Here is a 26,098-nt window from a genome sequence, read left to right as displayed (position 1 = left end):
GGTCAGATCACCGTGCCGCCGCCGTCGGTCACCGCGGCCGAGGTGTGCGGAGTGCCGGTCGACGACACGGGACCGCTCGCGGAGTCGGAGGTGCCCGGGGTCGACGTCGCGGTGGCCGTCGGCGTCGAGGTGTCCGGAGGGCTCGCCGGCTTCGTGGAGGACTCGGAGGCCGACGGGCTCGCCGACTTCGAGGGGGGCGGGGACGACCGGTGCGTGGGCCGGTGCGTCGGCGTCGAGGACGGCGTCTCCGACGGCCGGCTCGTGGCCGTGTGCGTCCCGCTCGGTCCGGCGGACGGCTGCCGGCTCCCGGTCGCCGAGGGCGTCGGGTCGTCCGAGGTGCCGTACGTGCCGTCGGGGCCCGGGTCGCTGGGCTTGGGCACGGAACTCGGGGAGGAGTCGTCGCCCTTCTTCGGGGTGTCCGCGCCCAGGCTGTCGTCCTGGGCGTCCTGCGTGGCGGACGGGTTGACGCCGACCTTCTCGGACGGGGTGTCGTTGTTGTGGTCCGAGGTGGCGCCGAGGGTCACCACGGTCCCGAGGACGGCGACCAGGAGCGCGCCCGCGCCCGCGGCCACCAGGTTGCGCCGGGTGCCGTCGACCAGCCGTCCCGCGACCCCGCGCGGCTTGCCCCCGGGAACACCGGGGCCGCCCGCGCGGGAGAGCATCACGGTGTCGCCGGACGGGTCGGCGAGGGCGTACGAGTACGGGACGCCGGCGCGCGGCGACGCCGACTCCTCGTGCCGCGCGTCGGGCACCTCCTCGCCGGCCGGGGTGCGCCCGCCGGTCAGCTGAAGGGGTCCGGAGCGGTCGGCGACCAGCGCCAGGGCGCGGCGGCCGGCGGTGATGCCCCGCTTGTCGGCGAGCTCGCCGCGCAGCGCGACGGAGGCCTCCAGCTCGGCGCGGGACCGCTCCAGCTGGTGGCCGCAGAGCGCGAGGACGCCCAACTCGTGGTGGAAGTAGGCCTGTTCCGCGATGTCGCCGGCCAGTTCGGAGGCCTCGACGCCCTGCCGCAGGACCCGCTCCCAGGCGCTCCAGTTCAGGCCCGAGGCGAAGGCGGGCGCGGCGGTGCGGGCGAGCTGGACGGAGACGGACTCCTCGCCCTCCTCCAGCGGCGCGGTGGTGGCCGGGACGAGCACGTCCAGCGCGGCGAGCACGGCGTCCGCCTCGGCGCAGACCCGCTCCGGGGTGACCGAGGGGTGTCCCGCCCACCAGGTGTAGTGCCGGGCGGCGGCCAGCGCGCTGTCCTGGACCGTCTCGGCGTATCCGGAGGCCTCCAGCTGGGCCCGGACCCCGGCGGCGAGCCGGTAGCGGGGGCCGACCGGGGAGACGAGCGCGGAGGCCGCGAGTTCGGCGAGCGCGGCGTCGGCGTGGGTGTCTCCCACGAGCGCGGGCAGATGGGCCTGGTGGGGCACCTCGCCGCCGAGCGCGACGGCGAAGCGCAGGGTGGCGCGCGCCGACTCGCTGAGCCGGGAGGCGAGCAGCGCGGCGGGCGCGGCGCCCTCGGCGAGGGAGGGCAGCGGTACGTCGGAGCCGTCGCCGGTCCGCGGCGGGGCGTCGGCCGGGGCCTCCTGGAAGACCCCGTAGTCGTCGAAGGCCTCCTCGCGGGCCTGGAGCCGGTCGCGCTGCCGCAGCAGGGCTCCGGCCTGAATGAAGCGCAGGGGCAGGCCCTCGGACTCGAACCAGAGGTCACCCGCCCAGTTCGACTCGTCCTCGCTCAGGACGCGTCCGACGGCCCGCTCCAGCAGTTCGAGACCACCGCTGCGGTCGAGACCGCCGAGCAGGACCTCCTCGACCTCGGCCTGCGCCGAGGGGGCGGGTATGTCCGGGGTGGCCGCGATGACGAAGGCGCACTCGGGGGTGGCGTCGAGCAGCAGGTCGAGGGCGCTGCCGCCGATCTCGGCGTCGTCCAGGACGACGACCGCGCCGATCTCGCGGACGAGCACGAGCAGTTCGTCGTGGTCCGGGCGGTGCAGCGGGGCGTCGTAGACGGCGGCGAAGAGGTCGTGGAGCACGTCGCTCGCGGTGCGGCCGTAGCCGGAGAGACGGACGACGCCGTCGGGGGCGAGGTCCGCGCAGTCCTCGGCGACGGCGTCCAGCAGGACGGTGCGGCCCGATCCCGAGGGGCCGGTGAGCCGTACGGAGCGTCCGCGCGCGAGGAGTCGTACGACCTGCTCGCGTTCCTCTTGGCGTTCGAGGAGGGGCAGCCGGGGCTGCGCCGGGCCCGGCGGAACGGGCGGCTGGGCCGCGCGGGCCAGTTCGGCGCGTTCCGCGGCGCCGTACTTGACCGGCGTCCCCGGCCGCTCGTGCGGCGGGCAGTTCTCGATCTCGCTGCCGTCGACGGGGTTGACCGTGAGGGCGAATTCGCCCGCGACGAGCCTGACCGTGCGGACGGGTGCGGGTTTGTGCTGTCCGAGGTCGGCTGCGAGCGGGTCGCGCGGCGGGCGCGGGCGAGTCACCTGGCCCTCGTCGTCATGGCCGTAGTCCTCGGAGCCCCGGTCGATCGGGTCCATGTTCCAAGCCCCCCAAAAGCGTCGTGTGCCGATGCCCTCCCGGCCTGGCTGCACAGCGCTTCGTCGCTTCTGGTCCGGTGCCCGCTCGTAGGGTTTCGGTCGGCGGGCAGCCGAACCCTAAACCTTCGCACAGTATCTACGAACAGGCGGGGTACCGCGCCGTCCGAACCGTCACAGCTTCGTGAGGATTGTGCACGTGGCAGGCCCGGCGCACGGGTCGGGGCGCGCGCGCGTCACGTCGTTCCGGGCGTACGCGGTCGCGTACGCGGAGCGACGGAGGGCGCCCTCCGGGGTCAGACCCGGGGCAGAGACTCGACCCCGATACCGCCCTCGATCGCGAGGATCCGGTGCAGCCGGGTGGCAACCAGGAGGCGCTGCATCTGCGGCGGCACTCCGCGCAGGACGAGCCGTCGGCCGCACCGCCCGGCCCGTCGGTGGGCCCCCATGATGACGCCGAGTCCGGTGGCGTCCCAGGAGTCCAGCTCGGACAGATCCAGCACGAGATCGCCGGCTCCGTCGTCGACGGCCGAGTGCAGGACCGTACGGGCGTCCGCCGCGCTGCGGACGTCGAGGCGGCCCCCGACGACCAGCTCGGCGTGGTCGCCCCTGATGTACATATGCGCTCCCCGAGAATGCGTCTCGTAACTCCGCGTGTGTCTGTATCCGCGTCTTCGCGTCTGCATGTTGTGCATGGTCTGACTGCCTGAGGGCCACGGAGGTTGCCGTCTGTAAGCGAACCGATACCGAATTCACCTCATGGAGTGACATCCAGGAGGTGCGCGCGGTGTCCGTGGGACATGCGGCGGCCGGATCCCGGCCGCCGCATGATCGTTCAGTGCTTGTAGAAGCCCTGCCCGCTCTTGCGCCCGATGTCACCGGCGTCAACCATCCGGCGCATCAGCTCCGGCGGGGCGAACTTCTCGTCCTGGGTCTCGGTGTAGATGTTGCCGGTGGCGTGCAGCAGGATGTCGACGCCCGTGAGGTCGGCGGTGGCGAGGGGGCCCATGGCGTGGCCGAAGCCCAGCCGGCAGGCGAGGTCGATGTCCTCGGCCGTGGCCACGCCCGACTCGTACAGCTTCGTCGCCTCGACGACGAGGGCCGAGATGAGGCGGGTGGTGACGAAGCCGGCGACGTCGCGGTTGACGACGATGCAGGTCTTGCCGACGGACTCGCTGAACTCGCGCGCGGTGGCGAGCGTTTCGTCGCTGGTCTTGTAGCCGCGGACCAGCTCGACGAGCTGCATCATCGGGACCGGCGAGAAGAAGTGCACGCCGACGACCCGCTCGGGGCGCTCCGTGGCCGCCGCGATCTTGGTGATCGGGATGGCGGAGGTGTTGGAGGCGAGCACGGTGTCGGGGCGGACGATCTTGTCCAGGGCCTGGAAGATCTCGTGCTTGACCTCGAGCTTCTCGAAGACCGCCTCGACGACGATGTCCGCGTCGGCGACCGCGTCCAGGTCGGTGGTCGTCGTGATGCGCCCGAGCGCGGCCTCCGCGTCCGCGGCGTCCAGCTTGCCCTTGCTCACGAACTTGTCGTACGAGGCCCTGATGCCGTCGAGACCGCGGTTCAGCGCCTCGTCCGTGACATCGCGCAGAACGACGTCCCAGCCCGCCTGCGCGGAGACCTGGGCGATGCCGGACCCCATGAGTCCGGCTCCGATGACGGCGAGCTTCCCAGCCACTCAGACTCCCTTAACACGCTGCTTGTGTATGCCTCTTCGGCGGAGAGTAGCGGTCGGAAGGGGGCGTGAAACCGGTAAGTAACGCGTGTCACGGTCTCAGGGCGTGAGACACCCGTCACGTCCCGTCCGGCGGGACGGGCGAACCCCCGGCGGCCGGCTCCGCGCCCTGTGATCCGCACCTCGCGGGCACGGCGCCTCCCGGGCCCGCGAGGCCGTCTAGATTGACTCCATGGTCAATCTGACGCGCATCTACACCCGGACCGGCGACCAGGGCACGACCGCCCTCGGGGACATGAGCAGGGTCGCCAAGACCGATCTGCGGATCTCGGCGTACGCCGACGCCAACGAGGCGAACGCCGTGATCGGGACGGCGATCGCGCTGGGCGGTCTGGAGGACGAGGTCGTCCAGGTCCTGACCCGTGTCCAGAACGACCTGTTCGACGTCGGTGCGGACCTGTCGACGCCGGTGGTCGAGGAGCCGAAGTTCCCGCCGCTGCGGGTCGAGCAGTTCTACGTCGACCGGCTGGAGGCGGACTGCGACCTCTTCAACGAGCGGCTGGAGAAGCTGCGCTCCTTCATCCTGCCCGGCGGCACCGCGGGCGCCGCGCTGCTGCACCAGGCGTGCACGGTCGTGCGCCGGGCCGAGCGCTCGACCTGGGCCGCGCTGGAGGTCCACGGCGAGGTGATGAACCCGCTCACCGCCACCTACCTCAACCGGCTCTCGGACCTTCTGTTCATCCTGGCCCGTACGGCGAACAAGGACACCGGCGACGTGCTCTGGGTCCCGGGCGGGGAGCGCTGAGCGGCACCCCCGCCGCACCCCCGCCGCATCCACTCCCGCCGGTACCCACCGGCACCCACCGCATCCTCCGCATCCGACGAAGGGCGTCCGCACCGGGCTCGAACGTCATTTCGGGCCCGCCACCGCGGGCGCCCTTCGCCGTGTCCGCCGACGGCTCCGACGGCTCCGACGGACCGCGGAGCGGGGCACGAAGGCCCACGTCAGCCGCCTTCCGGAGGGCCCGCATCATGCGACGGAGCATCAATGTGCCGTGCGCTCAACGGAGTTGAGGCTCCATCACGAGAGCGAAACAGTGGTCCAGACCTATTGACCCATGGTCCAGACCTTCCTATTCTCACGGCACCGTGGGTGTGAAGGCTCAGTCACGCCCCTCCCCCTCCAACTCCCCCGAGGAGGCGCGGAATGCGCTTCAGACAACGCGCGACGGCAGGGCTCGCGACCCTGCTGCTCCCGCTGGCCGGCCTGGTCGGCCTCGCGAGTCCGGCCCAGGCCGCGACCACCGCCACGGCCACCTACGCCAAGACCCAGGACTGGGGCACCGGCTTCGAAGGCAAGTGGACGGTCACCAACACCGGCAGCGCCGCGATCAGTTCGTGGACCATCGAGTGGGACTTCCCCTCCGGCACCTCGGTCACCTCGGCCTGGGACGCGGACGTCACCAGCTCCGGCAACCACTGGACCGCCAAGAACAAGTCCTACAACGGCAGCCTCGCCGCGGGCGCCTCCGTCTCCTTCGGCTTCAACGGAGCGGGCTCCGGCTCTCCCTCCAACTGCTCCCTGAACGGCGGCAGTTGCGACGGAGGCACCACCGTCCCCGGTGACAACCCGCCCTCCGCGCCCGGCACCCCCACCACCTCCTCCGTCACCGACACCTCGGTGAAGCTCTCCTGGAGCGCGGCCACCGACGACAAGGGCGTCAAGAACTACGACGTCCTGCGCGGCGGCACCAAGGTCGCGACCGTGACGACGACCTCGTACACGGACACCGGCCTGACCGCCGGCAACGACTACTCGTACACCGTCCAGGCCCGTGACACCGCCGACCAGACCGGTCCGGTCAGCGGCGCGGTCGCGGTCCACACCACCGGCGGCACCACCGACCCGCCGCCCAGCGGCAAGACCGTCAAGCTCGGCTACTTCACCGAGTGGGGCATCTACGGCCGCAACTACAACGTCAAGAACCTGGTGACGTCCGGCTCGGCCGCCAAGATCACGCACATCAACTACGCCTTCGGCAACGTCACCAACGGGCAGTGCGCGATCGGCGACTCCTACGCCGACTACGACAAGGCCTTCACCGCCGACCAGTCGGTCAGCGGCGTCGCCGACACCTGGGACCAGCCGCTGCGCGGCAACTTCAACCAGCTGCGCGAGCTGAAGGCCAAGTACCCGAACCTGAAGGTCCTCTGGTCCTTCGGCGGCTGGACCTGGTCCGGCGGCTTCGCCCAGGCGGCCGCCAACCCGGCCGCGTTCGCGGACTCCTGCTACAACCTGGTGAAGGACCCCCGCTGGGCCGATGTCTTCGACGGCATCGACATCGACTGGGAGTACCCGAACGCCTGTGGTCTCTCCTGCGACAGCAGCGGTGCCGCGGCCTACAAGAACCTGATGCAGGCCCTGCGCGCCAAGTTCGGCACCGGCAACCTGGTCACCGCGGCCACCACGGCCGACGGCACCTCCGGCGGCAAGATCGACGCGGCCGACTACGCGGGCGCCTCGCAGTACGTCGACTGGTACAACGTGATGTCGTACGACTTCTTCGGAGCGTTCAACGCGCAGGGCCCGACCGCCCCGCACTCCCCGCTCACCTCGTACAGCGGCATCCCGACGCCCGGCTTCACCACCGCCGACGCGATCGCCAAGTTCAAGGCGAAGGGCGTGCCCGCGAGCAAGCTGCTCATCGGCATCGGCTTCTACGGCCGCGGCTGGACCGGGGTCACCCAGGCCGCGCCCGGCGGCACGGCGACCGGCCCGGCGGCCGGCACCTACGAGCAGGGCATCGAGGACTACAAGGTCCTCAAGACGTCCTGCCCGTCCACCGGTCTCGTCGCCGGCACGGCGTACGCCTACTGCGGCAACAACTGGTGGTCGTACGACACCCCGGCCACCATCGGGACGAAGATGTCGTGGGCCAAGAGCCAGGGTCTGGGCGGCGCCTTCTTCTGGGAGTTCAGCGGAGACACCAGCAACGGTGAACTGGTCAGCGCCATCAACAGCGGCCTGAGCTGATCACCGGACCGGTGACCGGTCCACGACCGGTCACCGGTCCACATCGCAAGCAAAGAACCGCGGGCAGACCTCAGGGTCTGTCCGCGGTTCGCTGTTCGGGGGGGGAGCCTCAGGCCACGTTCACCCGCTGGCCGGGGGGAGCCGCCTCCAGCCAGGCGAGGAAACCGGTCAGCGCGTCCTCGCTCATCGCCAGCTCCAGACGCGTCCCGCGGTGCAGGCAGGCCAGGATGATCGCGTCGGAGAGCAGCGCGAGCTCCTCCTCGCCCTCGGCCGCGCGGCGGCCGGCCACCTCGATCGCCGAACGTTCCAGGAGGCGGCGCGGGCGGGGGGCGTAGGAGAAGACGCGGTACCACTCGACCCGGTCGCCGTTGTAGCGGGCCACACCGTAGCTCCAGCCCTTGCCGCTGGGGTCACCCTTCTCGGGGACGTCCCAGCGCAGGCTGCAGTCGAACGTTCCGCCCGAGCGCTGGATGAGCCGGCGGCGGAGGCCGAAGACGAACAGCCCCACCACCACGAGCGCCACTACCACTCCGCACACAGTCAGAGCGAGGACCATCGACACCGACCTCCTCGTCTCCTAGGTAACGGAAAAGAAAAAACGTCCGGATTTGCCTCAGCCGCGGCCAGGGCCGGAGTGATCCGGTCCCAGCCGCGGCTGAGTCAAAGCCTTGCACAGTGCTCCCCCGGCGCCTGACGGCCCGGGGTCGCACCGATCGTCAGTGGTTCGCCACCGCACGCAGACGGACGTCCGCGCGACGCTCGGCGGACGCGTCGGCGTCCGACTTCGCGCGCTCGAGCGCCCGCTCCGCACGCTGGACGTCGATCTCGTCCGAAAGCTCGGCGATCTCGGCCAGCAGCGACAGCTTGTTGTCGGCGAAGGAGATGAAACCGCCGTGCACCGCGGCGACGACCGTTCCACCATCACTCGTACGAATGGTCACCGGGCCCGACTCCAGCACACCGAGAAGCGGCTGGTGACCGGGCATGACGCCGATGTCGCCGGACGTGGTACGCGCGACGACCAGGGTGGCCTCGCCGGACCAGACACTGCGGTCCGCGGCGACGAGCTCGACGTGCAGCTCAGCAGCCAAGGTGGGCTCCTCGGGTCACCACCCGGCGTTGCTGCCGGGTGTTGGGTCAAAGTCTAGTAGGCGTACGGAGGGGGAAGGACCGCACCCCGCGAGGTGTGGTCCCGCCCCCTCCTCAAGAACACGAGGTTCAGGAGACGCCGAGCTCCTTGGCGTTGGCCTTGAGGTCCTCAATGCCACCGCAGAGGAAGAACGCCTGCTCCGGGAAGTGGTCGTACTCGCCGTCGATGATCGCGTTGAAGGCCACGATCGACTCGTCCAGCGGGACGTCCGACCCGTCGACGCCGGTGAACTGCTTGGCGACGTGGGTGTTCTGGGACAGGAAGCGCTCCACACGACGGGCACGGTGGACGGTGAGCTTGTCCTCCTCGCCCAGCTCGTCGATACCGAGGATCGCGATGATGTCCTGAAGGTCCTTGTACTTCTGCAGAACCGACTTGACGCGCATCGCGGTCGCGTAGTGGTCCGCCGCGATGTAGCGGGGGTCCAGGATGCGGGACGTGGAGTCCAGCGGGTCCACGGCCGGGTAGATGCCCTTCTCGGAGATCGGACGGGAGAGAACCGTCGTCGCGTCGAGGTGGGCGAACGTGGTGGCCGGGGCCGGGTCGGTCAGGTCGTCCGCGGGGACGTAGATCGCCTGCATCGAGGTGATCGAGTGACCGCGGGTCGAGGTGATGCGCTCCTGGAGGAGACCCATCTCGTCGGCCAGGTTCGGCTGGTAACCCACCGCGGAGGGCATACGGCCGAGCAGGGTCGAGACCTCGGAACCGGCCTGCGTGAAGCGGAAGATGTTGTCGATGAAGAACAGCACGTCCTGCTTCTGCACATCGCGGAAGTACTCCGCCATGGTCAGACCCGCGAGGGCCACGCGCAGACGGGTGCCCGGGGGCTCGTCCATCTGGCCGAAGACAAGGGCGGTCTTGTCGATGACGCCCGAGTCCGCCATCTCCTCGATGAGGTCGTTGCCCTCACGCGTGCGCTCGCCGACACCGGCGAACACGGAGACACCGTCGTGGTTGTTGGCGACGCGGTAGATCATCTCCTGGATGAGCACCGTCTTGCCGACGCCGGCACCACCGAACAGACCGATCTTTCCACCCTTGACGTACGGGGTGAGAAGGTCGATGACCTTGACGCCGGTCTCGAACATCTCGGTCTTCGACTCGAGCTCGTCGAAGCGCGGGGCCTTGCGGTGGATGGACCAGCGCTCGCCCGTGTACTTCTCGTCCGAGTTCAGCACCTCACCGAGGGTGTTGAACACCTTGCCCTTGGTGAAGTCGCCGACGGGGACGCTGATGCCCGCGCCCGTGTCGGTGACGGCGGCCTGGCGGACCAGACCGTCGGTGGGCTGCATGGAGATCGTGCGGACCAGTCCGTCACCCAGGTGCTGGGCGACTTCCAGGGTCAGCGTCTTCTTCTCGCCGGCGTTGGCCGGGTCGGCCACCTCGACGTGAAGGGCGTTGTAGATGTCCGGCATCGCGTCGACGGGGAACTCCACGTCGACGACCGGGCCGATGACCCGGGCGACGCGGCCCGTGGCAACGGCCGTCTCAGAAGTCGTCGTCATTACTTGTCACTCCCCGCGGTCGCGTCGGCAAGGGCTGCGGAGCCGCCGACGATCTCGCTGATTTCCTGGGTGATTTCGGCCTGGCGGGCCGCGTTGGCAAGTCGGGAGAGCGTGTTGATCAGGTCTCCCGCGTTGTCGGTCGCCGACTTCATCGCGCGGCGCGTGGCGGCGTGCTTGGAAGCAGCCGACTGGAGCAGCGCGTTGTAGATACGGCTCTCGACGTAGCGCGGCAGAAGGGCGTCAAGGACGTCCTCCGCCGACGGCTCGAACTCGTACAGCGGAAGGATCTCGCCCTCGGGCGCCTCCTCCGCCACCTCTTCGAGGCGAAGCGGCAGCAGCCGGCCGTCGATGGCCGTCTGCGTCATCATCGAGACGAACTCGGTGTAGACGATGTGGAGTTCATCCACGCCGCCGTCGGCCGTGTCCTTCTCGATGGCCTCGATCAGCGGACCCGCGACCTTCTTCGCGTCCGCGTACGTGGGCTCGTCGGTGAAGCCCGACCACGATTCCACGACCTTGCGCTCGCGGAAGTTGTAGTGGGCCAGACCGCGGCGGCCGACGATGTACGTGTCGACCTCCTTGCCCTCGGCCTCGAGACGGGCGGTCAGCTGCTCCGCCGCCTTGATGGCGTTGGAGTTGAAGGCGCCGGCCAGTCCGCGGTCGCTCGTGAGGAGCAGAACCGCGGAACGGGTCGCCGTCTCCGCCTCCGTGGTCAGCGGGTGCTTGGTGTTCGAGCCGGTGCCGACCGCCGTGACCGCGCGGGTGAGCTCGGTCGCGTACGGCGTGGAGGCCGCCACCTTGCGCTGCGCCTTGACGACGCGCGAGGCGGCGATCATCTCCATCGCCTTGGTGATCTTCTTGGTCGCGGTGACGGATCGGATGCGACGCTTGTAGACCCGGAGCTGGGCTCCCATGAGTCAGGTCCCTTCCTTACGTCACTTGGCGGCGGCCGGAGCGTCCTCGCCGAGAAGCTTCCCGTCCGAGGTCTCGAACTGCTTCTTGAACTCCGTGATGCCGTCGGCGATGGCGGTGAGCGTGTCGTCCGACATCTTGCCGCCCTCCTTGATGGAGGTCATGAGGCCCTGCTCCTTGCGGTGCAGGTACTCCAGGAGCTCCTTCTCGAAGCGGCGGATGTCGGCGACCGGGACGTCGTCCATCTTGCCGGTGGTCGCGGACCACACGGAGACGACCTGGTCCTCGGTCGGCATCGGCTGGTACTGAGCCTGCTTGAGCAGCTCGACCAGACGCTGACCGCGCTCCAGCTGCGACTTCGACGCGGCGTCCAGGTCGGAACCGAAGGCGGCGAACGCCTCCAGCTCGCGGTACTGGGCCAGGTCGAGGCGAAGACGGCCGGAGACCTGCTTCATCGCCTTGTGCTGGGCGGAGCCACCGACGCGGGAGACCGAGATACCGACGTTCAGGGCCGGACGCTGGCCGGCGTTGAACAGGTCGGACTCCAGGAAGCACTGGCCGTCGGTGATGGAGATGACGTTGGTCGGGATGAACGCCGACACGTCGTTCGCCTTGGTCTCGACGATCGGCAGACCCGTCATCGAACCGGCGCCCAGGTCGTCGGAGAGCTTCGCGCAGCGCTCCAGCAGACGGGAGTGCAGGTAGAAGACGTCGCCGGGGTAGGCCTCGCGGCCCGGCGGGCGGCGGAGCAGCAGGGACACGGCGCGGTAGGCGTCGGCCTGCTTCGAGAGGTCGTCGAAGATGATGAGGACGTGCTTGCCCTCGTACATCCACTGCTGGCCGATGGCCGAACCGGTGTACGGCGCAAGGTACTTGAAGCCGGCCGGGTCGGACGCCGGGGCGGCGACGATGGTCGTGTACTCCAGCGCGCCGGCCTCTTCCAGGGCGCCACGCACGGAGGCGATGGTCGAACCCTTCTGGCCGATGGCGACGTAGATGCAGCGGACCTGCTTCTTCGTGTCGCCCGAGCGCCAGTTGTCGCGCTGGTTGATGATCGTGTCGACGGCCAGCGCGGTCTTGCCGGTCTGACGGTCGCCGATGATCAGCTGACGCTGGCCACGGCCGATCGGGGTCATCGCGTCGACGGCCTTGTAGCCCGTCTCCATCGGCTCGTGGACCGACTTGCGGACCATGACGCCGGGGGCCTGCAGCTCGAGGGCGCGGCGGCCGGACGTCTCGATCTCGCCGAGGCCGTCGATCGGGTTGCCGAGCGGGTCGACGACGCGGCCGAGGTAGCCCTCGCCCACGGCGACGGACAGCACCTCACCGGTGCGCTGCACCGGCTGGCCCTCTTCGATACCGCTGAACTCGCCGAGGATGACCGCACCGATCTCGCGCTCTTCCAGGTTCAGCGCGAGGCCGAGGGTTCCGTCCTCGAACTTCAGCAGCTCGTTCGCCATGGCCGAGGGAAGACCCTCGATCTTGGCGATACCGTCGCCGGCGACGGTGACCGTACCGACCTCCTCGCGCGAGGCCGCGTCCGGCTGGTACGACTGGACAAAGTTCTCCAGTGCGTCCCGGATCTCCTCCGGCCGGATCGTGAGCTCCGCCATCTGGGTTCCCTGCTCTCCTTGTTGGGCCCGAAGTTTCACTTTGGGGGGATGGGGACTCCCCCCGATGAGAGGTGAATCCTCTGCACGGCCCAACCAGGGCCGTAATTGCGTACTGCTTGTGTGTTTGCTAGCTCGCCATGCGGCGGGCGGCGTCCTCGAGACGGTCCGCGATGGAGCCGTTGATGACCTCGTCGCCGACCTGCACCCGGATCCCGCCGAGGACATCGGGGTCCACGTCGAGGTTGAGGTGCATCGGACGGCCGTAGAGCTTGGCCAGGGCGGCGCCGAGGCGCTGCTTCTGTCCGTCGCTCAGCGGCACCGCGGAGGTGACCACGGCGACCATGCGGTCGCGACGCTCGGCGGCGAGCTTGGACAGGGACTCGAGTCCCGCTTCCAGGCTACGTCCGCGGGGTGCGGTCACGAGGCGCGTCACCAGACGCTCGGTCGTCACGTCGGCCCGGCCGCCGAGCAGGCTGCGCAGCAGCTCGCTCTTGGCCGCCGTGGTGGCGGCCCGGTCGGTCAGCGCGGCGCGCAGCTCGGTGTTCGAGGCGACGATCCGGCCGAAGCGGAACAGCTCGTCCTCGACGTCGTCGAGCGCGCCCGTCCGCTGCGCCGCCGTGAGGTCGGCGGTGGCGGTGAGTTCCTCCAGCGCGTCCACCAGGTCGCGGGGCTGCGACCAGCGGGAACGCACCATGCCGGACACCAGGTCCGCGGCGCTGCCGCCGACCTGGCCGCCGATCAGGCGCTGGACCAGCTCGGCCTTGGCCTCGCCGGGCTGCGCCGGGTCGGTGAGGACCCGACGCAGCGACACCTCGCGGTGGAGCAGCGTGGTGACCGCGGCCAGCTCGTCGGCGAGACGGGCCGCGTCCACGGACGTCGAGTCCGTCAGCGCGTCGAGACGCTCACGTGCGGCTGCGGTTGCCTCGCGGCTCGCTCCGTGTGCAGTCATCGAGCCGCCTCGGCCTTCTCCTCAAGCTCGGAGAGGAAACGGTCGATGACGCGGCTCTGGCGGGCGTGGTCCTCGAGGGACTCGCCGACGAGCTTGCCGGCCAGGTCGGTGGCAAGCGTGCCGACGTCCTGACGCAGCGACTGCGCGGCGGCCTTGCGGTCGGCCTCGATCTGCGTGTGACCGGCGGCGACGATCTCGTCGCGCTGCCGCTGGCCTTCCGCGCGCATCTCGGCGATGAGCGTGGCGCCCTGCTCCTGTGCGTCCTGGCGCAGGCGCGCGGCCTCGTGACGGGCCTCGGCGAGCTGAGCCTTGTACTGCTCGAGCACGCTCTGGGCCTCGGTCTGCGCGGCCTCGGCCTTTTCGATACCGCCCTCGATGGCCTCGCGACGCTGCTCCAGAACCGTGTTGATGTTCGGGAGAAGCTTCCAGGCCAGGAAGCCGAAGACGATGACGAAGGCGAGCAGGCCGATGACAAGCTCGGGAATCGGCGGGATGAGAGGGTTTTCCTTCTCGGCCGCCAGAATGAGCATGTGGCTCATGTCAGTGCCTTTCGTCTAGTGGGCTGTCGCTGATCGGGTGGATCAGGTGCCGTAGACGAACGGCATGACCAGACCGATGAGGGCGAGCGCCTCACAGAAGGCGAAGCCGAGGATCTGGTTGGCGCGGATCAGACCGGCGGCCTCGGGCTGACGGGCGAGAGCCTGGGTGCCGTTACCGAAGATGATGCCGACGCCGACGCCGGGGCCGATGGCCGCGAGGCCGTAACCGATCGAGCCGAGCGAGCCGGAGACAGCGGCAAGGGTCTGGGACATGCCAGTTCTTCCTTTTCTTTACGGACCGGTGGGGGTTGGCCACCGGACGACTGAGGGGTCGGGGGAGCGGGAGCCGCTCAGTGGTGCTCGGCCAGCGCGCCCTGGATGAAGGTGCAGGTCAGCAGCACGAACACGTACGCCTGCAGGGCCTGGATGAACAGCTCGAAGGCCGTCATGACGATGACCATGATGAACGAGACGCCGGAGTAGACGATCCCGAGACCGTTGAGCAGGTACCAGGTGGCGATCGTGAACAGCAGCAGCAGCGTGTGACCCGCGAACATGTTCGCGAAGAGTCGCACCGCGTGCGTGAACGGCCGGACGATCAGGTTCGAGAGCAGCTCGATGAACATGGCCAGTGGGAGAACCGGGCCGAGCGACTTGTCGTAGCCGCTGAAGTTCTTGAACGCTCCGACGAATCCGTGGCGCTTGAACGTCAGGGACACCCAGACGATGTAGACGATGCCGGCCAGTACCGCGGGGTACGAGATGATCGCCGTGACCGGGAACTGGGCGACCGGAATGATCGACCAGAGGTTCATCATCCAGATGAAGAAGAACAGCGAGACGACCAGCGGGACGTACTTCTCGCCTTCCTTCTTGCCGATCGTCTCGTAGACGACGCCGCGCCGGATGAAGTCGTAGCCGGTCTCGGCCACCATCTGGAGCTTGCCCGGGACGACCTTCGGCTTGCGGAAGGCGGCCCAGAAGAAGGCGACGACGACGAGCGAGCCGAGCAGCGCCAGGAGCATCGTCTTGTTGAAGTACAAGTTGCTGTCCCCGTCGCCCCAGAGAGGCTTGAACAGGAACGAGTGCAGGCCGGGTGCCGGGAAGCCACAACCGTTGTTCTCGAAGATGTGGCAGTCGGTCTCGAAAGCGAGCACCTGCGTCGGGTCAGCACTCACCGCGGGCTCCTTCAGCGTGGCGCATAGGTACGGCAACCTCGTTGTGTCGGCGCGGCGCGCAGCCGCGGTTCGGCACTGGACTGGTGTTACGGATGTGGGGGCGGCAGAGGGGCATCAAGCCTCGCGATCGAACAGGCGTCAGCTCAGATGCCCGCGCCCGCGATGCCGCAGTTGGCACCGGACGATAGCAGGATCTCCTACGTGCACTTATCCCGGCCCTACCCCTCACGACGAGTGCCCCTTGTTCTCGGGCTTTTCGGCCTTCGAGGAGTCGGGTTCGACGTAGAGGATCTTGGCCTTCATATGGGCACGCGCCTGGGCGCCGATCCACACGAGGGTGGTGACGACCAGGGTGAGCGCGAAGGACTTGGGATTGAACAGCGAGGTGTTCTTGAACACGGCGACAAAGATGAAGAGCAGAAGAATCTGTGCCGTGTAGAGCAAGAGGCCCATCGCCTGGAACAAGTGCGGAAGCGATTTGGCAGTGCGCTGCAGGACGTAGAGGCCCAGCCCCATGAACAGAATCACGACCAGCGTCGCGACGATCGCCCCGAGCGCTCCCTTGCCGCCGGCGACCACACCGCTGACGACGGCGGCAATCGCGCCGACGGCAGCTGTGGGTACAGCGGCCTGAAGGAGGATCCGGGCGTCATTGGACGGCATGGCGGCAACTCCGCTTGCTAAGGGGGGCGTGTCGTCATGGACGAGCGTAGTCCCGGGCCGAGAGAGAACCTCACGCCAAAGGACCGTCGTTCAGGGGTCCTTCGGCTCTGCCCTGGGTTCTCGTGAACCGTATCACAAACTATTTGATGAGGTCTTTACCTGGTTGGTGTGCTGACTGTCACACATGAGAGTGATGCTGCGCGTCTGTGCATTTCAAGCGTCCCTTTGTCTGGTATTGGGACGCTTTACTCCCCCACGATTTGGTCACGCGTTAGTCAGATTCTTACCTTCGGCTCAGCGCGAGGACTCGGCCTCGCGCCGGTCGAGCAGGCGCGGACGGGCGCCGATCGCCGTCGCTCCGTTGACTCCCGAGACTCCCGCCGCGGCCGGAGCACGGTGCTCACGCGCCCCGTCCGGCTCGCTCGCCGAGGCCGCCTCGTGGGTCACGGGGGCGACGTCCTGGGCGGCCGCCGCGGCGGCCCTGCGGCGCCTGTAGCGGGGCGGCAGGAGGTGCTCCGCCCAGCGCGGGGCGCGCGGCGTGAAGCGCGGCAGCAGGAGCAGTACGAGGCCGACGGCGCTGAGCGCCGCGATGGCGAGCACGCTCCACATGGCGCCGGAGTTGACCGAGTACGCCAGAGCGCCGAAGGCGATCAGGGCCGACCAGAAGTACATGATCAGGACCGCGCGGCTGTGCGAGTGGCCGACCTCCAGGAGGCGGTGGTGCAGATGCCCCCGGTCGGCGGCGAACGGCGACTGCCCGCGCCAGGTGCGCCGCACGATCGCCAGCACCAGGTCGGCGGCCGGGATCGCGATGATCGTCAGTGGCAGCAGCAGCGGGATGAACACCGGCACGGTCTGGTGCACGGTGTTGCGTTCGGAACCGGAGAAGAGGTTCATCACGTCGGGGTCGATCTGCCCGGTGATGGAGATCGCGCCGGCGGCCAGCACCAGACCGATGAGCATCGAGCCCGAGTCGCCCATGAAGATCCGCGCGGGGTGCATGTTGTGCGGCAGGAAGCCCAGGCACATGCCCATCAGGATCGCCGCGAACAGCGTGGCCGGGGCGGCGGCCTCGATGCCGTACGAGTACCAGATCCGGTAGGCGTACAGGAAGAACGCGGCGGACGCGATGCACACCATGCCGGCGGCCAGTCCGTCGAGACCGTCCACGAAGTTGACCGCGTTGATGGTGATGACGACGAGCGCCACCGTCAGCAGCGTGCCCTGCCACTGGGTCAGCGCGACCAGCCCGACGCCGGGGATCGGCAGCCACAGGATCGTCAGACCCTGCATGACCATCACACCGGCGGCGATCATCTGGCCGCCCAGCTTGATCAGGGCGTCGATCTCGAACTTGTCGTCCAGGACGCCGATCAGCCAGATCAGCGCGGCACCGGAGAGCAGGGCGCGCGGTTCGTTCGAGTTCGAGAAGACCGCGTTCAGGTTCTTCAGGTGGTCGGCGACCAGCAGGCCGGCGCACAGCCCGAAGAACATCGCGATGCCGCCGAGCCGCGGCGTGGGTTCACGGTGCACGTCGCGCGCCCTGATTTCCGGCATGGCTCCGGCCACGATCGCGAATTTCCGTACCGGCCCTGTCAGCAGGTACGTCACCGCGGCCGTGATGCAGAGCGTCAGCAGGTATTCACGCACGGGCTTCCCCACAGGTCTCGCTGGCCATCACAGCCCCACACCCTAGCGATGCACGCATATGGTTGAGGACTTTCGGGTAGCGACGATGGTTGCACGTGTGGCTGTGCGGTCCGGTACGCGTACCCCCGGTCAGTCCGGATAAGGAGGAAATCTACCGGTCAATTCCCGCACCTCGTCCCGTGCGGCCCGGCTGTCGACCTCGTCCCGCAGCACCCCCGCGAACAGGGCCGCGACCCGTGCCATCTCCGGCTCGCCCATCCCCTGGGTGGTCAGCGCCGCGGTGCCGAGCCTGAGGCCCCGGGTGTCGCCGTGAGGCAGCGCACAGGTGTCGAGGACCATACCGGCCGCGGCCAGCCGGCCCCGCGCGGTCCGTCCGTCGACACCGAGCGGCACCGGATCCGCGACCAGCAGATGCGTGTCGGTGCCGCCGGTGGTGACCGCGAGCCCCTCCGCCTCCAGACCCGCGGCCAGCACCCGCGCGTTGGCGGTCACCTGACGCACGTACGCCGTGAAGGCCGGGGTCGCCGCCTCGCCGAACGCGACGGCCTTGGCCGCGATGGTGTTCATCTGCGCCCCGCCCTGGGTGAACGGGAACACGGCCCGGTCGACCCGCTCGGCCAGTTCGCCGCCGCACAGGAGCATGCCGCCGCGCGGACCGCGCAGCACCTTGTGCGTGGTGGCGCACACGATGTCGGCGTACGGCACCGGGTTCGGCGCCGCTCCCCCGGCGACCAGCCCGATCGGGTGGGCGGCGTCCGCGATGAGATAGGCGCCGACCTCGTCGGCGATCTCCCGGAACAGCGCGTAGTCGATGTGCCGGGGATACGAGATCGACCCGCAGACGACCGCCTTGGGACGGCGGGTGCGGGCCAGGGTGCGCACCTGCTCGTAGTCGATCAGCCCCGACTCCGCCTCGACGCCGTAGCCGACGAAGTCGAACCAGCGGCCGGAGAAGTTCGCGGGCGACCCGTGGGTGAGGTGCCCGCCGAAGGGCAGGCCCATCGCCAGAACGGTGTCACCGGGGCGCAGCAGGGCGGCGTACGCGGCCAGAACGGCCGAACTGCCGGAGTGGGACTGGACGTTGGCGTGATCGGCGCCGAAGAGGGCCTTGGCGCGGTCGACGGCGATCCGCTCGGCGACGTCGACGATCTCGCAGCCGCCGTGGTGGCGGGCGCCGGGATACCCCTCGGCGTACTTGTTCGCCAGCGGCGAGCCGAGCGCGGCCAGCACGGCGGGTGACGTGAAGTTCTCGGCCGCGATCAGCTGGAGCGTGGTCGACTGCCGGTCCAGCTCACCGTTCAGGATCTCCGCGAGCTCGGGGTCCTGACGGCTCAGTACATCCTCTTCGGGCATGGTGGCGACCGGCATGGTGGACTCCGGACATCTGCGGGGGGACGCTTATGTCCAATGTAGGACCGGGACCGGTGCCACGCCCGGTGTCACGTCCGCGCGGGTACCCCCGTCAGAGCGGTGACGACGGGATCGAGCGCCTCGTTGATCTCGTCGCCGATGGACCGGAAGAACGGCAGGGGCGCCCCGTAGGGGTCGTACACCTCGTCGGCCTCCGCGGTGGGGGCCAGCAGCCAGCCGCGCAGCGCCGCGGCGGCCCGCACCAGGGCGACGGCCCGCTCGACCACGCCGTCCTGGAGGGGCGGCAGGGTCGCGGTGTCTATCGCGCGCACCAGCCGGGTGAACTCCTTGAGGGTGAAGGTGCGCAGCCCCGCGGAGTGCCCCATGGAGATGACCTGGGCACGGTGGTCGCGGGTGGCCGTCAGGACCAGGTCGGCGCGGATGACGTGGTCGTCGAGGAGCTCGCGCCCGACGAAGCCCGAGGGGTCCGCGCCGAAGTCGGTCAGGACGGTCGCCGCGTTGGCCTCCATGGGCGCGCCCTCGTGGCCCCAGGTGCCGGCGCTCTCCACGATGAGCCCGCCCCACAGGGGGTCGCCCAGCCGGTCGGCCAGGGCATGCCGGGTCAGCCGCTCGGTGATCGGCGAGCGGCACACGTTGCCGGTGCTGACGTGGAGGATGCGGAAGGACCCGCTGGGGGATCCGCCGGTCCCGGTGATCCCCGTGCCTATGCCACGCATGGGGATGCTCCCTGCTCGGACCGAGCCGGGAGCCCGGAGGGCTCGGGGGCTGTCAATTCGCCACCTCGAGGTCGGGTACGACCTTCCGGAGCTCCTCGCCCGACAGGGCGCCCGCGCGCAGCAGGACGGGCACCTTGCCGGTGACGTCGACGATCGAGGAGGGCACGTTGCCGGGGGTCGGGCCGCCGTCCAGGTAGACCGAGACGGAGTCGCCGAGCATGTCCTGGGCGGCGTCGCAGGTCTCCGGGGAGGGGTGGCCCGTGAGGTTGGCGGAGGAGACGGCCATCGGGCCGACCTCGGTCAGCAGCTCGATGGCGACGGGGTGCAGCGGCATACGGATCGCCACCGTGCCCCGGGTGTCCCCCAGGTCCCACTGGAGCGAGGGCTGGTGCTTGGCGACGAGGGTCAGGGCGCCCGGCCAGAACGCGTCGACGAGCTCCCAGGCCATCTCGGAGAAGTCCGTGACGAGGCCGTGCAGGGTGTTCGGGGAGCCGATGAGGACGGGGGTGGGCATGTTGCGGCCCCGGCCCTTGGCGTCGAGCAGGTCGGCGACGGCCTCGGAGCTGAACGCGTCGGCGCCGATGCCGTAGACGGTGTCGGTGGGGAGGACCACCAGTTCGCCACGGCGGACGGCGGACGCCGCCTCACGCAGACCTGTCGTGCGGTCGGTCGCGTCGTTGGTGTCGTATCGCCGTGCCATTTAGCGGGCCTCCTCATACACGTACTGCTGGCTGGGGGTGCGAAGAAACGCGATGCGGGGGGACGCGGTGCGCGCGACGGCGCCGCGCGCCCCGGCCGTGGGTGCCGTGCTCACGGCATCGCCTTGCGGGCGGTCGCGAACCGCGGCCGGTTGTTGAGGTCCGGGTGGTCGGCCGCGTCGGCCCAGCCCCGCTCCTCGGTGAAGATCCACGGCACCTGTCCGCCCTGGGTGTCGGCGTGCTCGATGACGACGACGCCGCCGGGGCGCAGCAGCCGGTGCGCGGTGCGCTCGATGCCGCGGATGAGGTCGAGTCCGTCCTCGCCGGAGAACAGGGCGAGCTCGGGGTCGTAGTCCCGGGCCTCGGGCTGTACGTACTCCCATTCGGTGAGCGGGATGTACGGCGGGTTGGAGATCACCAGGTCCACCTGGCCGTCGAGGTCGGTGAACGACGTCAGGGCGTCTCCCTGGCGCAGGTCGACCCTGGACCCCTCGACGTTCTTGCGCGTCCACCGGAGGGCGTCCTCGGACAGCTCCACGGCGTGGACGCGGGAGCGCGGGACCTCCTGGGCGAGGGCGAGCGCGATGGCGCCTGAGCCGGTGCACAGGTCGACGATCAGCGGTTCGACGACGTCCATCGCGCGGACGGCGTCTATGGCCCAGCCCACGACCGACTCGGTCTCCGGGCGGGGCACGAAGACGCCGGGCCCCACCTGGAGTTCGAGATAGCGGAAGTAGGCGCGCCCGGTGATGTGCTGGAGCGGCTCGCGGGCCTCGCGGCGCGCGGTCACCTCCCAGTAGCGGGCGTCGAAGTCCACGTCCTTGACGGTGTGCAGCTCGCCCCGCTTCACGCCGTGCACGAAGGCGGCGAGCTCCTCCGCGTCGTTGCGCGGCGAGGGCACGCCGGCGTCGGCCAGCCGCTGGGTGGCCTGGGCCACTTCCGCGAGCAGCAGGTTCACGCTGGTCCTCCGGGCTGAGCTGTTGTCGTGGGTCGTGCGGTGGTTACGCGGCGGCGAGCTTGGCGGCCGAGTCCGCGTCGACGCAGGCCTGGATGACGGCGTCGAGCTCTCCGTCGAGGACCTGGTCCAAGTTGTACGCCTTGAAGCCGACGCGGTGGTCCGAGATGCGATTCTCCGGGAAGTTGTACGTACGGATCTTCTCGGAGCGGTCGACCGTGCGGACCTGGCTGCGGCGGACGTCGGAGGCTTCCCGCTCCGCTTCCTCCTGTGCCGCCGCGAGGAGCCTGGAGCGCAGGATACGCATCGCCTGCTCCTTGTTCTGAAGCTGGCTCTTCTCGTTCTGGCAGGATGCGACGACTCCGGTGGGAATGTGCGTGATGCGCACCGCGGAGTCGGTCGTGTTGACGGACTGGCCGCCGGGGCCCGAGGAGCGGTAGACGTCGATCCGCAGGTCGTTCGCGAGGATCTCGACCTCGACCTCCTCGGCCTCGGGCGTGACGAGCACGCCGGCGGCGGAGGTGTGGATACGGCCCTGCGACTCGGTGGAGGGCACGCGCTGCACGCGGTGCACGCCGCCCTCGTACTTCAGCCGGGCCCAGACGCCCTGGCCGGGCTCGGTCGCACCCTGGCCGCCCTTGGTCTTCACGGCGACCTGGACGTCCTTGTAGCCGCCGAGCTCGGACTCGGTGGCGTCGATGATCTCGGTCTTCCAGCCGATGCGCTCGGCGTAGCGCAGGTACATGCGCAGGAGGTCACCGGCGAACAGGGCGGACTCGTCGCCGCCGGCGCCGGCCTTGATCTCCAGGATGACGTCCTTGTCGTCGCTCGGGTCGCGCGGGACCAGCAGCAGGCGGAGCTTCTCGGTGAGCTCCTCGCGCTGCTTCTCCAGGTCCTTGACCTCGGCGGCGAAGTCGGGGTCGTCGGCGGCGAGCTCCTTGGCCGTGCCGATGTCGTCCCCGGTCTGCTTCCAGGAGCGGTACGTCGCGACGATCGGGGTCAGCTCGGCGTAGCGCTTGTTGAGCTTGCGCGCGTTGGCCTGGTCGGCGTGGACCGACGGGTCAGCGAGCTTCTGCTCCAGATCGGCGTGCTCGCCGATCAGTTCCTCGACCGCCTCGAACATCTCCGGCTCCAATGGACTGTCCCCGGTTCCGGGAAGGGCCCGGGGACGTAGGTACGGCGTGGGGTTCCCCTGCTCGACCGTGTCGAGAGCCCGGGGAGGGGGCTGGACCGCAAAGCGCCGGTCCCGGCGTCCCCCGTGCGGGAGACGCCGAAGACCGGCGCTGTGGGCTCGCTACTTGCTGGCAGCGGCAGCCTTGCCGAAGCGGGCCTCGAAGCGGGCCACACGGCCACCGGTGTCGAGGATCTTCTGCTTGCCCGTGTAGAACGGGTGGCACTCGGAGCAGACCTCGGCACGGACGGTGCCGCTGGAGATCGTGCTGCGGGTGGTGAACGACGCGCCACAGGTGCAGCTGACCTGCGTCTCGACGTACTCGGGGTGGATGTCGCGCTTCAAGGTGTCTCCTAGTTTCGGGAGGGCACCGGGTCGCCGCCGCTGGATGCGGATGCGTGAACCGGGGCCGACGTACCAGTCTGCCAGGACTGGCCGTATCCCCCAAAACGGGGGGACGCGGCGATCTATTCCCCCGGGGCCGCGCGGGGCCGACGCGCCGCCTGCGAGGGGCCCGCACGCGGGTCAGCCGGGGCTGACGACGCCCTTCGCGGTGCCGGTGGCGGTTCCCTGGGTGGCGGCCCTCGGGATCGGCCTGTCGGCCTTGAGCGCCTTCCAGACCAGCTCGGCCTTGGCCTTGTCGACCAGGACACGGTTGCCGTCGGCGGGGTCGTACTGGACGGGCATCGTCACCATGTTCATGTGGGACGCGCCGATGCCCTTGAGGCCGCCGGCGAAGGAGGCGAGGTCGGTGACGCTGCCGATGTCGGAGTCGGTGGTCACCGTCCTGGTCGCGGTGTCGGCGAGGTCGTACAGCTTTTTCGGGTTGGACAGCAGCCCGATGTGCTTGACCTGGCCGACGAGGGCCTTCATGAAGGCCTGCTGGAGCTGGATGCGGCCGAGGTCGCTCCCGTCGCCCACGCCGTGCCGGGTGCGGACCAGGCCGAGCGCCTGCTTGCCGTTCAAGGTGTGCGATCCGGCGGCCAGACGCAGATGGCTCTCGTGGTCGGAGATCGCCTTGGTCGTGGTGACCGTGACCCCGCCGAGGTCGTCGACCAGCTTCTGGAAGCCGCTGAAGTCGATCTCGATGTAGTGGTCCATGCGGATGCCGGTCATGGACTCGACGGTCTTCACCGCGCAGGCCGCGCCGCCGGTGGAGTAGGCGGAATTGAACATCGCGCCGGAGACCGCGCCGTGGACGGTGCCCTTGGAGTCGGTGCAGGAGGGCCGCGCGACGAGGGTGTCACGGGGGATGGAGACCACACTGGCCCGCTTGTGGCCCTTGTACACGTGGACGATCATCGCGGTGTCCGAGCGGGCGCTGCCGTCGTCGGCGCCGCCGCCCAGCTTCTTGTTCGTGCCGGAGCGGCTGTCGGAGCCGAGGACCAGGATGTTCTCCGAGCCGTTGTCGACCTTCAGCGGCCGGTCGCTGCCGAGCGCCTGGTTGATGTCGACGCTCTTCAGGTTGCCGTTGAGCTTGAAGAACAGGTACCCGGCTCCGGCGCCGCCGAGCGCCACGACACCCGCCGCGGTCCAGGCCGTGATCATCAGGGCCTTGCGCCGCGGGCTGCGGGGCTTGCGGCGGCCGCCGTCGGGGCGGCGCGGGGTGTTGTTGCCCGGGTCGCCCGGTATGACGGGCTCCGGCGTGCTCTCGGCAGGCATATGGCTCCTCGGTCGCTTTGCGGTCGGTTACCCCCTGCTTTCAGGGCCAGGCCCATCTGGTCGTGACGAGGCGTACCGCTCCATGGTCACTCCGTACGGTCAGACGGGGAAACTCGGGAAAGGGTTGCACGACGAAAAGTGCCCACCGCGTGAAGCGATGGGCACTCTGCGTGATCGGCCTGAGCGGGGAGATCCCCGCTCACCTGCGAGGTCAGCCGAAGATGTCGTACGCGTCGAAACCGGTACCGACCGAGATCCTTGTGGCAAAGATCTCGCTGGTGGCCTTTCCGGTCCCGGGGTACAGGTACAGCGTGCCGGCGGGGGTGCGGGCCAGGAAGTCGGCCTTGCCGTCGCCGGTCACGTCACCGACGGCGTCGAAGGCGTTGTAGCCGGACCAGGTGCGCACCTTGATGCGGGGGGAGAAGGCTCCGCTGCCGGTCTTGCCGGTGCCCTTGTACAGGTACATGTACGAGCCGGTCTTGCTGCGCACGATGAGGTCGGCCTTGCCGTCGCCGGTGAAGTCGCCGTGCCCGCGAACCGAGTTGTACTGGTTCCAGCCGGTGCCGACCTGGACCCGCGTGGAGAAGGTGCCGTTGCCCTTGCCCGGGTACTCCCACAGCACTCCGGCGGAGTCGACGGAGAGGATGTCGGGCAGACCGTCGCCGGTGAGGTCGCCGGGGGCGACGATCCGGGTGCGGGTCTTCCAGTTGGTGAAGAGCTTGTCCTTGGCCCACTTCCCCGTCGCCGGCAGCCAGTGCATCCAGGTGACATCGCCGCTCGCGCTCTCGCGGACCACGAAGTCCTGGTAGCCGTCACGGTTGAGGTCCGTCTGGAGCACGACGTTCACGCCGTCCCACGAGCTCCACGACTGACGCGCCCCGAACGAGGTGCCGTTGGAGTCCTTCTCGTAGCCCGTCTTGGTCGCCGCGCTGCGGACCCACAGGTCCGCCCTCTGGTCGCCGCTCAGGTTGGCGTCCTCGACGCGCGGCCAGGCGGCGCCGACGTAGGCGCTGACCTTCGAGAAGACGCTGTACGCGCCCTTCGTGACGCAGTCGTCGACGCCCCAGGAGACGACGCCCACGATGCGCCCGTTGACGATCAGCGGGCCGCCGGAGTCACCGTTGCAGGCAGAGGTGGTGCCGGTGTCGGAGCCGCTCGCCTTGGCGCCCGCGCAGATCATGTGGCCCTCGACGAAGGCGTCCACGCCACCGAGGACCGACCGCATGGCCGTGTTGCACGTGCTGTCCGAGTTGATGGGCAGCGTGGCCGTCTTCAGTACCTCGGAGATGTCGTTCGTGGTCGAGGTGGTGCGGCCCCAGCCGTAGAGCGTCGCCTTGGTGCCGGCCGCGTACGACGCGGTGTCGTCCGAGGTCGTCATGCGGATCGGCTTGGCGGTGACGGCCGTCGACAGCGTGAGGACCGCGACGTCGTTGTTGAGGGTGCTCGGGCTGAAGGACGGGTGGGTCCACTGGCGCGAGACCCCGGTGGCGACACCACCGTTCAGGCTGGTCTCGGACGGCAGCTGGGACGTGCCGGTGATGACCGTGCCGTTGGCCGCCCAGTCGTAGGTCTTGCCGTTCTCGTCCTTGGTGCAGTGCGCGGCGGTGAGGATCTTCGTCGGGGAGACGACGGAGCCGCCGCAGAAGAAGCCGATGTCCTTGGCCGCGTCGTAGTACCAGAGCTGCGCCATCCACGGAGCCGTGGTGATGGCGGTCGTGGTACCACCGATGATCTTCGGATCGACGTGCGCCGGCGTCGTGGAGGCGCTCAGGGAGGACTTCCGGGCCGTGTGACCCGCGATGCCGTCACTGGCCAGAGCGCCCTCGACGCGCTTCTTCAGCACCGCCTGGGACGGCACGGAGCCGGCGAGGTGCACGGCGGGCAGCGACGGCGCCGCCGGGCCGGTCGCGGCGTTCGCGGACGACACCAGAAGCGCACCGGCGACCACCGCGGCGAGCCCGGCCGCGGCGACCGGGACGGCGATCCGTATACGGCGTCTGTGCCGACCGCCCCCGGACGTGGACGTATCCACTCAAGTCCCCCCTCAGAGATAAGAGTTCAGATGTGATTCAGCAGAAGTTCGAAGGCGCGATCGTACACGTGCCCCGGACAGCGCAAAGGGCCGCCCCCGTCACCTGGGTGACGAG

General features: G+C 69.6%; 24 protein-coding genes. 2 read left to right on the top strand and 22 right to left on the bottom strand.

The genetic code is table 11. The features are described from left to right. Positions 1–2 precede the first annotated feature (2 nt). The 3 genes from ACFWI4_RS24145 to ACFWI4_RS24135 form a co-directional block, all read right to left on the bottom strand. Positions 3–2,507: an ATP-binding protein gene (locus tag ACFWI4_RS24145; RefSeq protein ID WP_387199733.1), complete on the bottom strand. Its 2,505-nt coding sequence runs from the start codon at positions 2,505–2,507 to the stop codon at positions 3–5. 293 nt (positions 2,508–2,800) lie between these two features. Then, entirely contained in the window at positions 2,801–3,124 is a 324-nt protein-coding gene (locus ACFWI4_RS24140) for an STAS domain-containing protein (protein ID WP_261707178.1), read from the bottom strand. 215 nt (positions 3,125–3,339) lie between these two features. Further along, the gene (locus tag ACFWI4_RS24135) at positions 3,340–4,188 is read right to left on the bottom strand and encodes a 3-hydroxyacyl-CoA dehydrogenase family protein (RefSeq protein WP_387199730.1); all 849 of its coding nucleotides are present in this window, start codon (positions 4,186–4,188) and stop codon (positions 3,340–3,342) included. Between the two features lie 229 nt (positions 4,189–4,417). Here ACFWI4_RS24135 and ACFWI4_RS24130 point away from each other — a divergent pair, with 229 nt between their 5' ends. After that, positions 4,418–4,990: a cob(I)yrinic acid a,c-diamide adenosyltransferase gene (locus ACFWI4_RS24130; protein WP_385400081.1), complete on the top strand. Its 573-nt coding sequence runs from the start codon at positions 4,418–4,420 to the stop codon at positions 4,988–4,990. A gap of 402 nt (positions 4,991–5,392) precedes the next feature. Then, positions 5,393–7,219: a glycosyl hydrolase family 18 protein gene (locus ACFWI4_RS24125; protein ID WP_387199727.1), complete on the top strand. Its 1,827-nt coding sequence runs from the start codon at positions 5,393–5,395 to the stop codon at positions 7,217–7,219. Between the two features lie 109 nt (positions 7,220–7,328). Here the strand turns inward: ACFWI4_RS24125 and ACFWI4_RS24120 are convergent, their stop codons facing one another. The 19 genes from ACFWI4_RS24120 to ACFWI4_RS24030 form a co-directional block, all read right to left on the bottom strand. Beyond that, complete coding sequence (locus ACFWI4_RS24120) at positions 7,329–7,775, bottom strand: DUF2550 domain-containing protein (RefSeq protein WP_037624930.1); 447 nt, start codon at positions 7,773–7,775, stop codon at positions 7,329–7,331. 160 nt (positions 7,776–7,935) lie between these two features. Further along, positions 7,936–8,310 (bottom strand): F0F1 ATP synthase subunit epsilon, encoded by a 375-nt coding sequence (locus tag ACFWI4_RS24115; protein WP_339131571.1) that lies wholly within the window; start codon positions 8,308–8,310, stop codon positions 7,936–7,938. A gap of 127 nt (positions 8,311–8,437) precedes the next feature. After that, positions 8,438–9,874 (bottom strand): F0F1 ATP synthase subunit beta, encoded by a 1,437-nt coding sequence (atpD, locus tag ACFWI4_RS24110; protein ID WP_387199723.1) that lies wholly within the window; start codon positions 9,872–9,874, stop codon positions 8,438–8,440. After that, positions 9,874–10,788 carry a F0F1 ATP synthase subunit gamma gene (locus ACFWI4_RS24105; RefSeq protein ID WP_387199720.1) on the bottom strand — a complete coding sequence of 305 codons (915 nt, stop codon included), beginning with the start codon at positions 10,786–10,788 and terminating at the stop codon, positions 9,874–9,876. The genes atpD and ACFWI4_RS24105 overlap by 1 nt, the downstream gene beginning before the upstream one ends. A gap of 21 nt (positions 10,789–10,809) precedes the next feature. Beyond that, a complete protein-coding gene (gene atpA / locus ACFWI4_RS24100) occupies positions 10,810–12,399 on the bottom strand; it encodes a F0F1 ATP synthase subunit alpha (protein WP_387199717.1) in 1,590 nt (529 codons plus the stop codon). Positions 12,400–12,526: 127 nt separating this feature from the next. Continuing rightward, positions 12,527–13,348 carry a F0F1 ATP synthase subunit delta gene (locus ACFWI4_RS24095; protein ID WP_385400091.1) on the bottom strand — a complete coding sequence of 274 codons (822 nt, stop codon included), beginning with the start codon at positions 13,346–13,348 and terminating at the stop codon, positions 12,527–12,529. Then, positions 13,345–13,887 carry a F0F1 ATP synthase subunit B gene (locus ACFWI4_RS24090; protein ID WP_387199714.1) on the bottom strand — a complete coding sequence of 181 codons (543 nt, stop codon included), beginning with the start codon at positions 13,885–13,887 and terminating at the stop codon, positions 13,345–13,347. Before ACFWI4_RS24090 ends, ACFWI4_RS24095 begins: the two co-directional genes overlap by 4 nt. A 42-nt stretch (positions 13,888–13,929) precedes the next feature. Next, on the bottom strand, positions 13,930–14,160 hold the full coding sequence (atpE, locus tag ACFWI4_RS24085) for an ATP synthase F0 subunit C (protein WP_028804225.1): 231 nt from the start codon (positions 14,158–14,160) through the stop codon (positions 13,930–13,932). A gap of 77 nt (positions 14,161–14,237) precedes the next feature. Beyond that, on the bottom strand, positions 14,238–15,065 hold the full coding sequence (atpB, locus tag ACFWI4_RS24080) for a F0F1 ATP synthase subunit A (protein ID WP_385400095.1): 828 nt from the start codon (positions 15,063–15,065) through the stop codon (positions 14,238–14,240). A gap of 225 nt (positions 15,066–15,290) precedes the next feature. Continuing rightward, entirely contained in the window at positions 15,291–15,728 is a 438-nt protein-coding gene (locus ACFWI4_RS24075) for a hypothetical protein (RefSeq protein WP_385400098.1), read from the bottom strand. A 294-nt stretch (positions 15,729–16,022) separates the two neighbouring features. Then, the gene (locus ACFWI4_RS24070) at positions 16,023–17,378 is read right to left on the bottom strand and encodes an MraY family glycosyltransferase (RefSeq protein ID WP_387199710.1); all 1,356 of its coding nucleotides are present in this window, start codon (positions 17,376–17,378) and stop codon (positions 16,023–16,025) included. Between the two features lie 129 nt (positions 17,379–17,507). Next, a complete protein-coding gene (gene glyA, locus ACFWI4_RS24065; RefSeq protein WP_387199707.1) occupies positions 17,508–18,746 on the bottom strand; it encodes a serine hydroxymethyltransferase in 1,239 nt (412 codons plus the stop codon). 71 nt (positions 18,747–18,817) lie between these two features. Continuing rightward, positions 18,818–19,465, bottom strand: coding sequence for a protein-tyrosine-phosphatase (locus ACFWI4_RS24060; RefSeq protein WP_385400107.1), 648 nt, complete (start codon positions 19,463–19,465; stop codon positions 18,818–18,820). Positions 19,466–19,517: 52 nt separating this feature from the next. Then, positions 19,518–20,165: an L-threonylcarbamoyladenylate synthase gene (locus tag ACFWI4_RS24055; protein WP_387199704.1), complete on the bottom strand. Its 648-nt coding sequence runs from the start codon at positions 20,163–20,165 to the stop codon at positions 19,518–19,520. Between the two features lie 110 nt (positions 20,166–20,275). Continuing rightward, on the bottom strand, positions 20,276–21,121 hold the full coding sequence (prmC, locus tag ACFWI4_RS24050; protein WP_387199701.1) for a peptide chain release factor N(5)-glutamine methyltransferase: 846 nt from the start codon (positions 21,119–21,121) through the stop codon (positions 20,276–20,278). A gap of 43 nt (positions 21,122–21,164) precedes the next feature. Continuing rightward, entirely contained in the window at positions 21,165–22,241 is a 1,077-nt protein-coding gene (gene prfA, locus ACFWI4_RS24045; protein ID WP_385400116.1) for a peptide chain release factor 1, read from the bottom strand. A 171-nt stretch (positions 22,242–22,412) separates the two neighbouring features. Continuing rightward, positions 22,413–22,634, bottom strand: a complete 222-nt coding sequence (gene rpmE, locus ACFWI4_RS24040) for a 50S ribosomal protein L31 (protein ID WP_328553393.1) — start codon at positions 22,632–22,634, stop codon at positions 22,413–22,415. 180 nt (positions 22,635–22,814) lie between these two features. Further along, entirely contained in the window at positions 22,815–23,951 is a 1,137-nt protein-coding gene (locus ACFWI4_RS24035; protein WP_387199696.1) for an LCP family protein, read from the bottom strand. 211 nt (positions 23,952–24,162) lie between these two features. Beyond that, complete coding sequence (locus ACFWI4_RS24030) at positions 24,163–25,983, bottom strand: trypsin-like serine protease (RefSeq protein ID WP_387199693.1); 1,821 nt, start codon at positions 25,981–25,983, stop codon at positions 24,163–24,165. Positions 25,984–26,098 lie beyond the last annotated feature (115 nt).

Origin of the sequence: Streptomyces sp. NPDC127038 (assembly GCF_042725875.1) — a bacterium.
GTDB lineage: Bacteria > Actinomycetota > Actinomycetes > Streptomycetales > Streptomycetaceae > Streptomyces.
This window is presented reverse-complemented; position numbering and strand designations above follow the sequence as displayed.

Coding starts and splice junctions, on each gene's coding strand:
- ACFWI4_RS24060 (WP_385400107.1), bottom strand. CDS start 19,465: ATGCGTGGCATAGGCACGGGGATCACCGGGACCGGCGGATCCCCCAGC.
- ACFWI4_RS24130 (WP_385400081.1), top strand. CDS start 4,418: ATGGTCAATCTGACGCGCATCTACACCCGGACCGGCGACCAGGGCACG.
- atpA (WP_387199717.1), bottom strand. CDS start 12,399: ATGGCGGAGCTCACGATCCGGCCGGAGGAGATCCGGGACGCACTGGAG.
- ACFWI4_RS24105 (WP_387199720.1), bottom strand. CDS start 10,788: ATGGGAGCCCAGCTCCGGGTCTACAAGCGTCGCATCCGATCCGTCACC.
- ACFWI4_RS24120 (WP_037624930.1), bottom strand. CDS start 7,775: ATGGTCCTCGCTCTGACTGTGTGCGGAGTGGTAGTGGCGCTCGTGGTG.
- ACFWI4_RS24095 (WP_385400091.1), bottom strand. CDS start 13,348: ATGACTGCACACGGAGCGAGCCGCGAGGCAACCGCAGCCGCACGTGAG.
- ACFWI4_RS24035 (WP_387199696.1), bottom strand. CDS start 23,951: ATGCCTGCCGAGAGCACGCCGGAGCCCGTCATACCGGGCGACCCGGGC.
- glyA (WP_387199707.1), bottom strand. CDS start 18,746: ATGCCGGTCGCCACCATGCCCGAAGAGGATGTACTGAGCCGTCAGGAC.
- ACFWI4_RS24145 (WP_387199733.1), bottom strand. CDS start 2,507: ATGGACCCGATCGACCGGGGCTCCGAGGACTACGGCCATGACGACGAG.
- ACFWI4_RS24090 (WP_387199714.1), bottom strand. CDS start 13,887: ATGAGCCACATGCTCATTCTGGCGGCCGAGAAGGAAAACCCTCTCATC.
- atpE (WP_028804225.1), bottom strand. CDS start 14,160: ATGTCCCAGACCCTTGCCGCTGTCTCCGGCTCGCTCGGCTCGATCGGT.
- prfA (WP_385400116.1), bottom strand. CDS start 22,241: ATGTTCGAGGCGGTCGAGGAACTGATCGGCGAGCACGCCGATCTGGAG.
- ACFWI4_RS24140 (WP_261707178.1), bottom strand. CDS start 3,124: ATGTACATCAGGGGCGACCACGCCGAGCTGGTCGTCGGGGGCCGCCTC.
- ACFWI4_RS24125 (WP_387199727.1), top strand. CDS start 5,393: ATGCGCTTCAGACAACGCGCGACGGCAGGGCTCGCGACCCTGCTGCTC.
- ACFWI4_RS24075 (WP_385400098.1), bottom strand. CDS start 15,728: ATGCCGTCCAATGACGCCCGGATCCTCCTTCAGGCCGCTGTACCCACA.
- ACFWI4_RS24055 (WP_387199704.1), bottom strand. CDS start 20,165: ATGGCACGGCGATACGACACCAACGACGCGACCGACCGCACGACAGGT.
- atpD (WP_387199723.1), bottom strand. CDS start 9,874: ATGACGACGACTTCTGAGACGGCCGTTGCCACGGGCCGCGTCGCCCGG.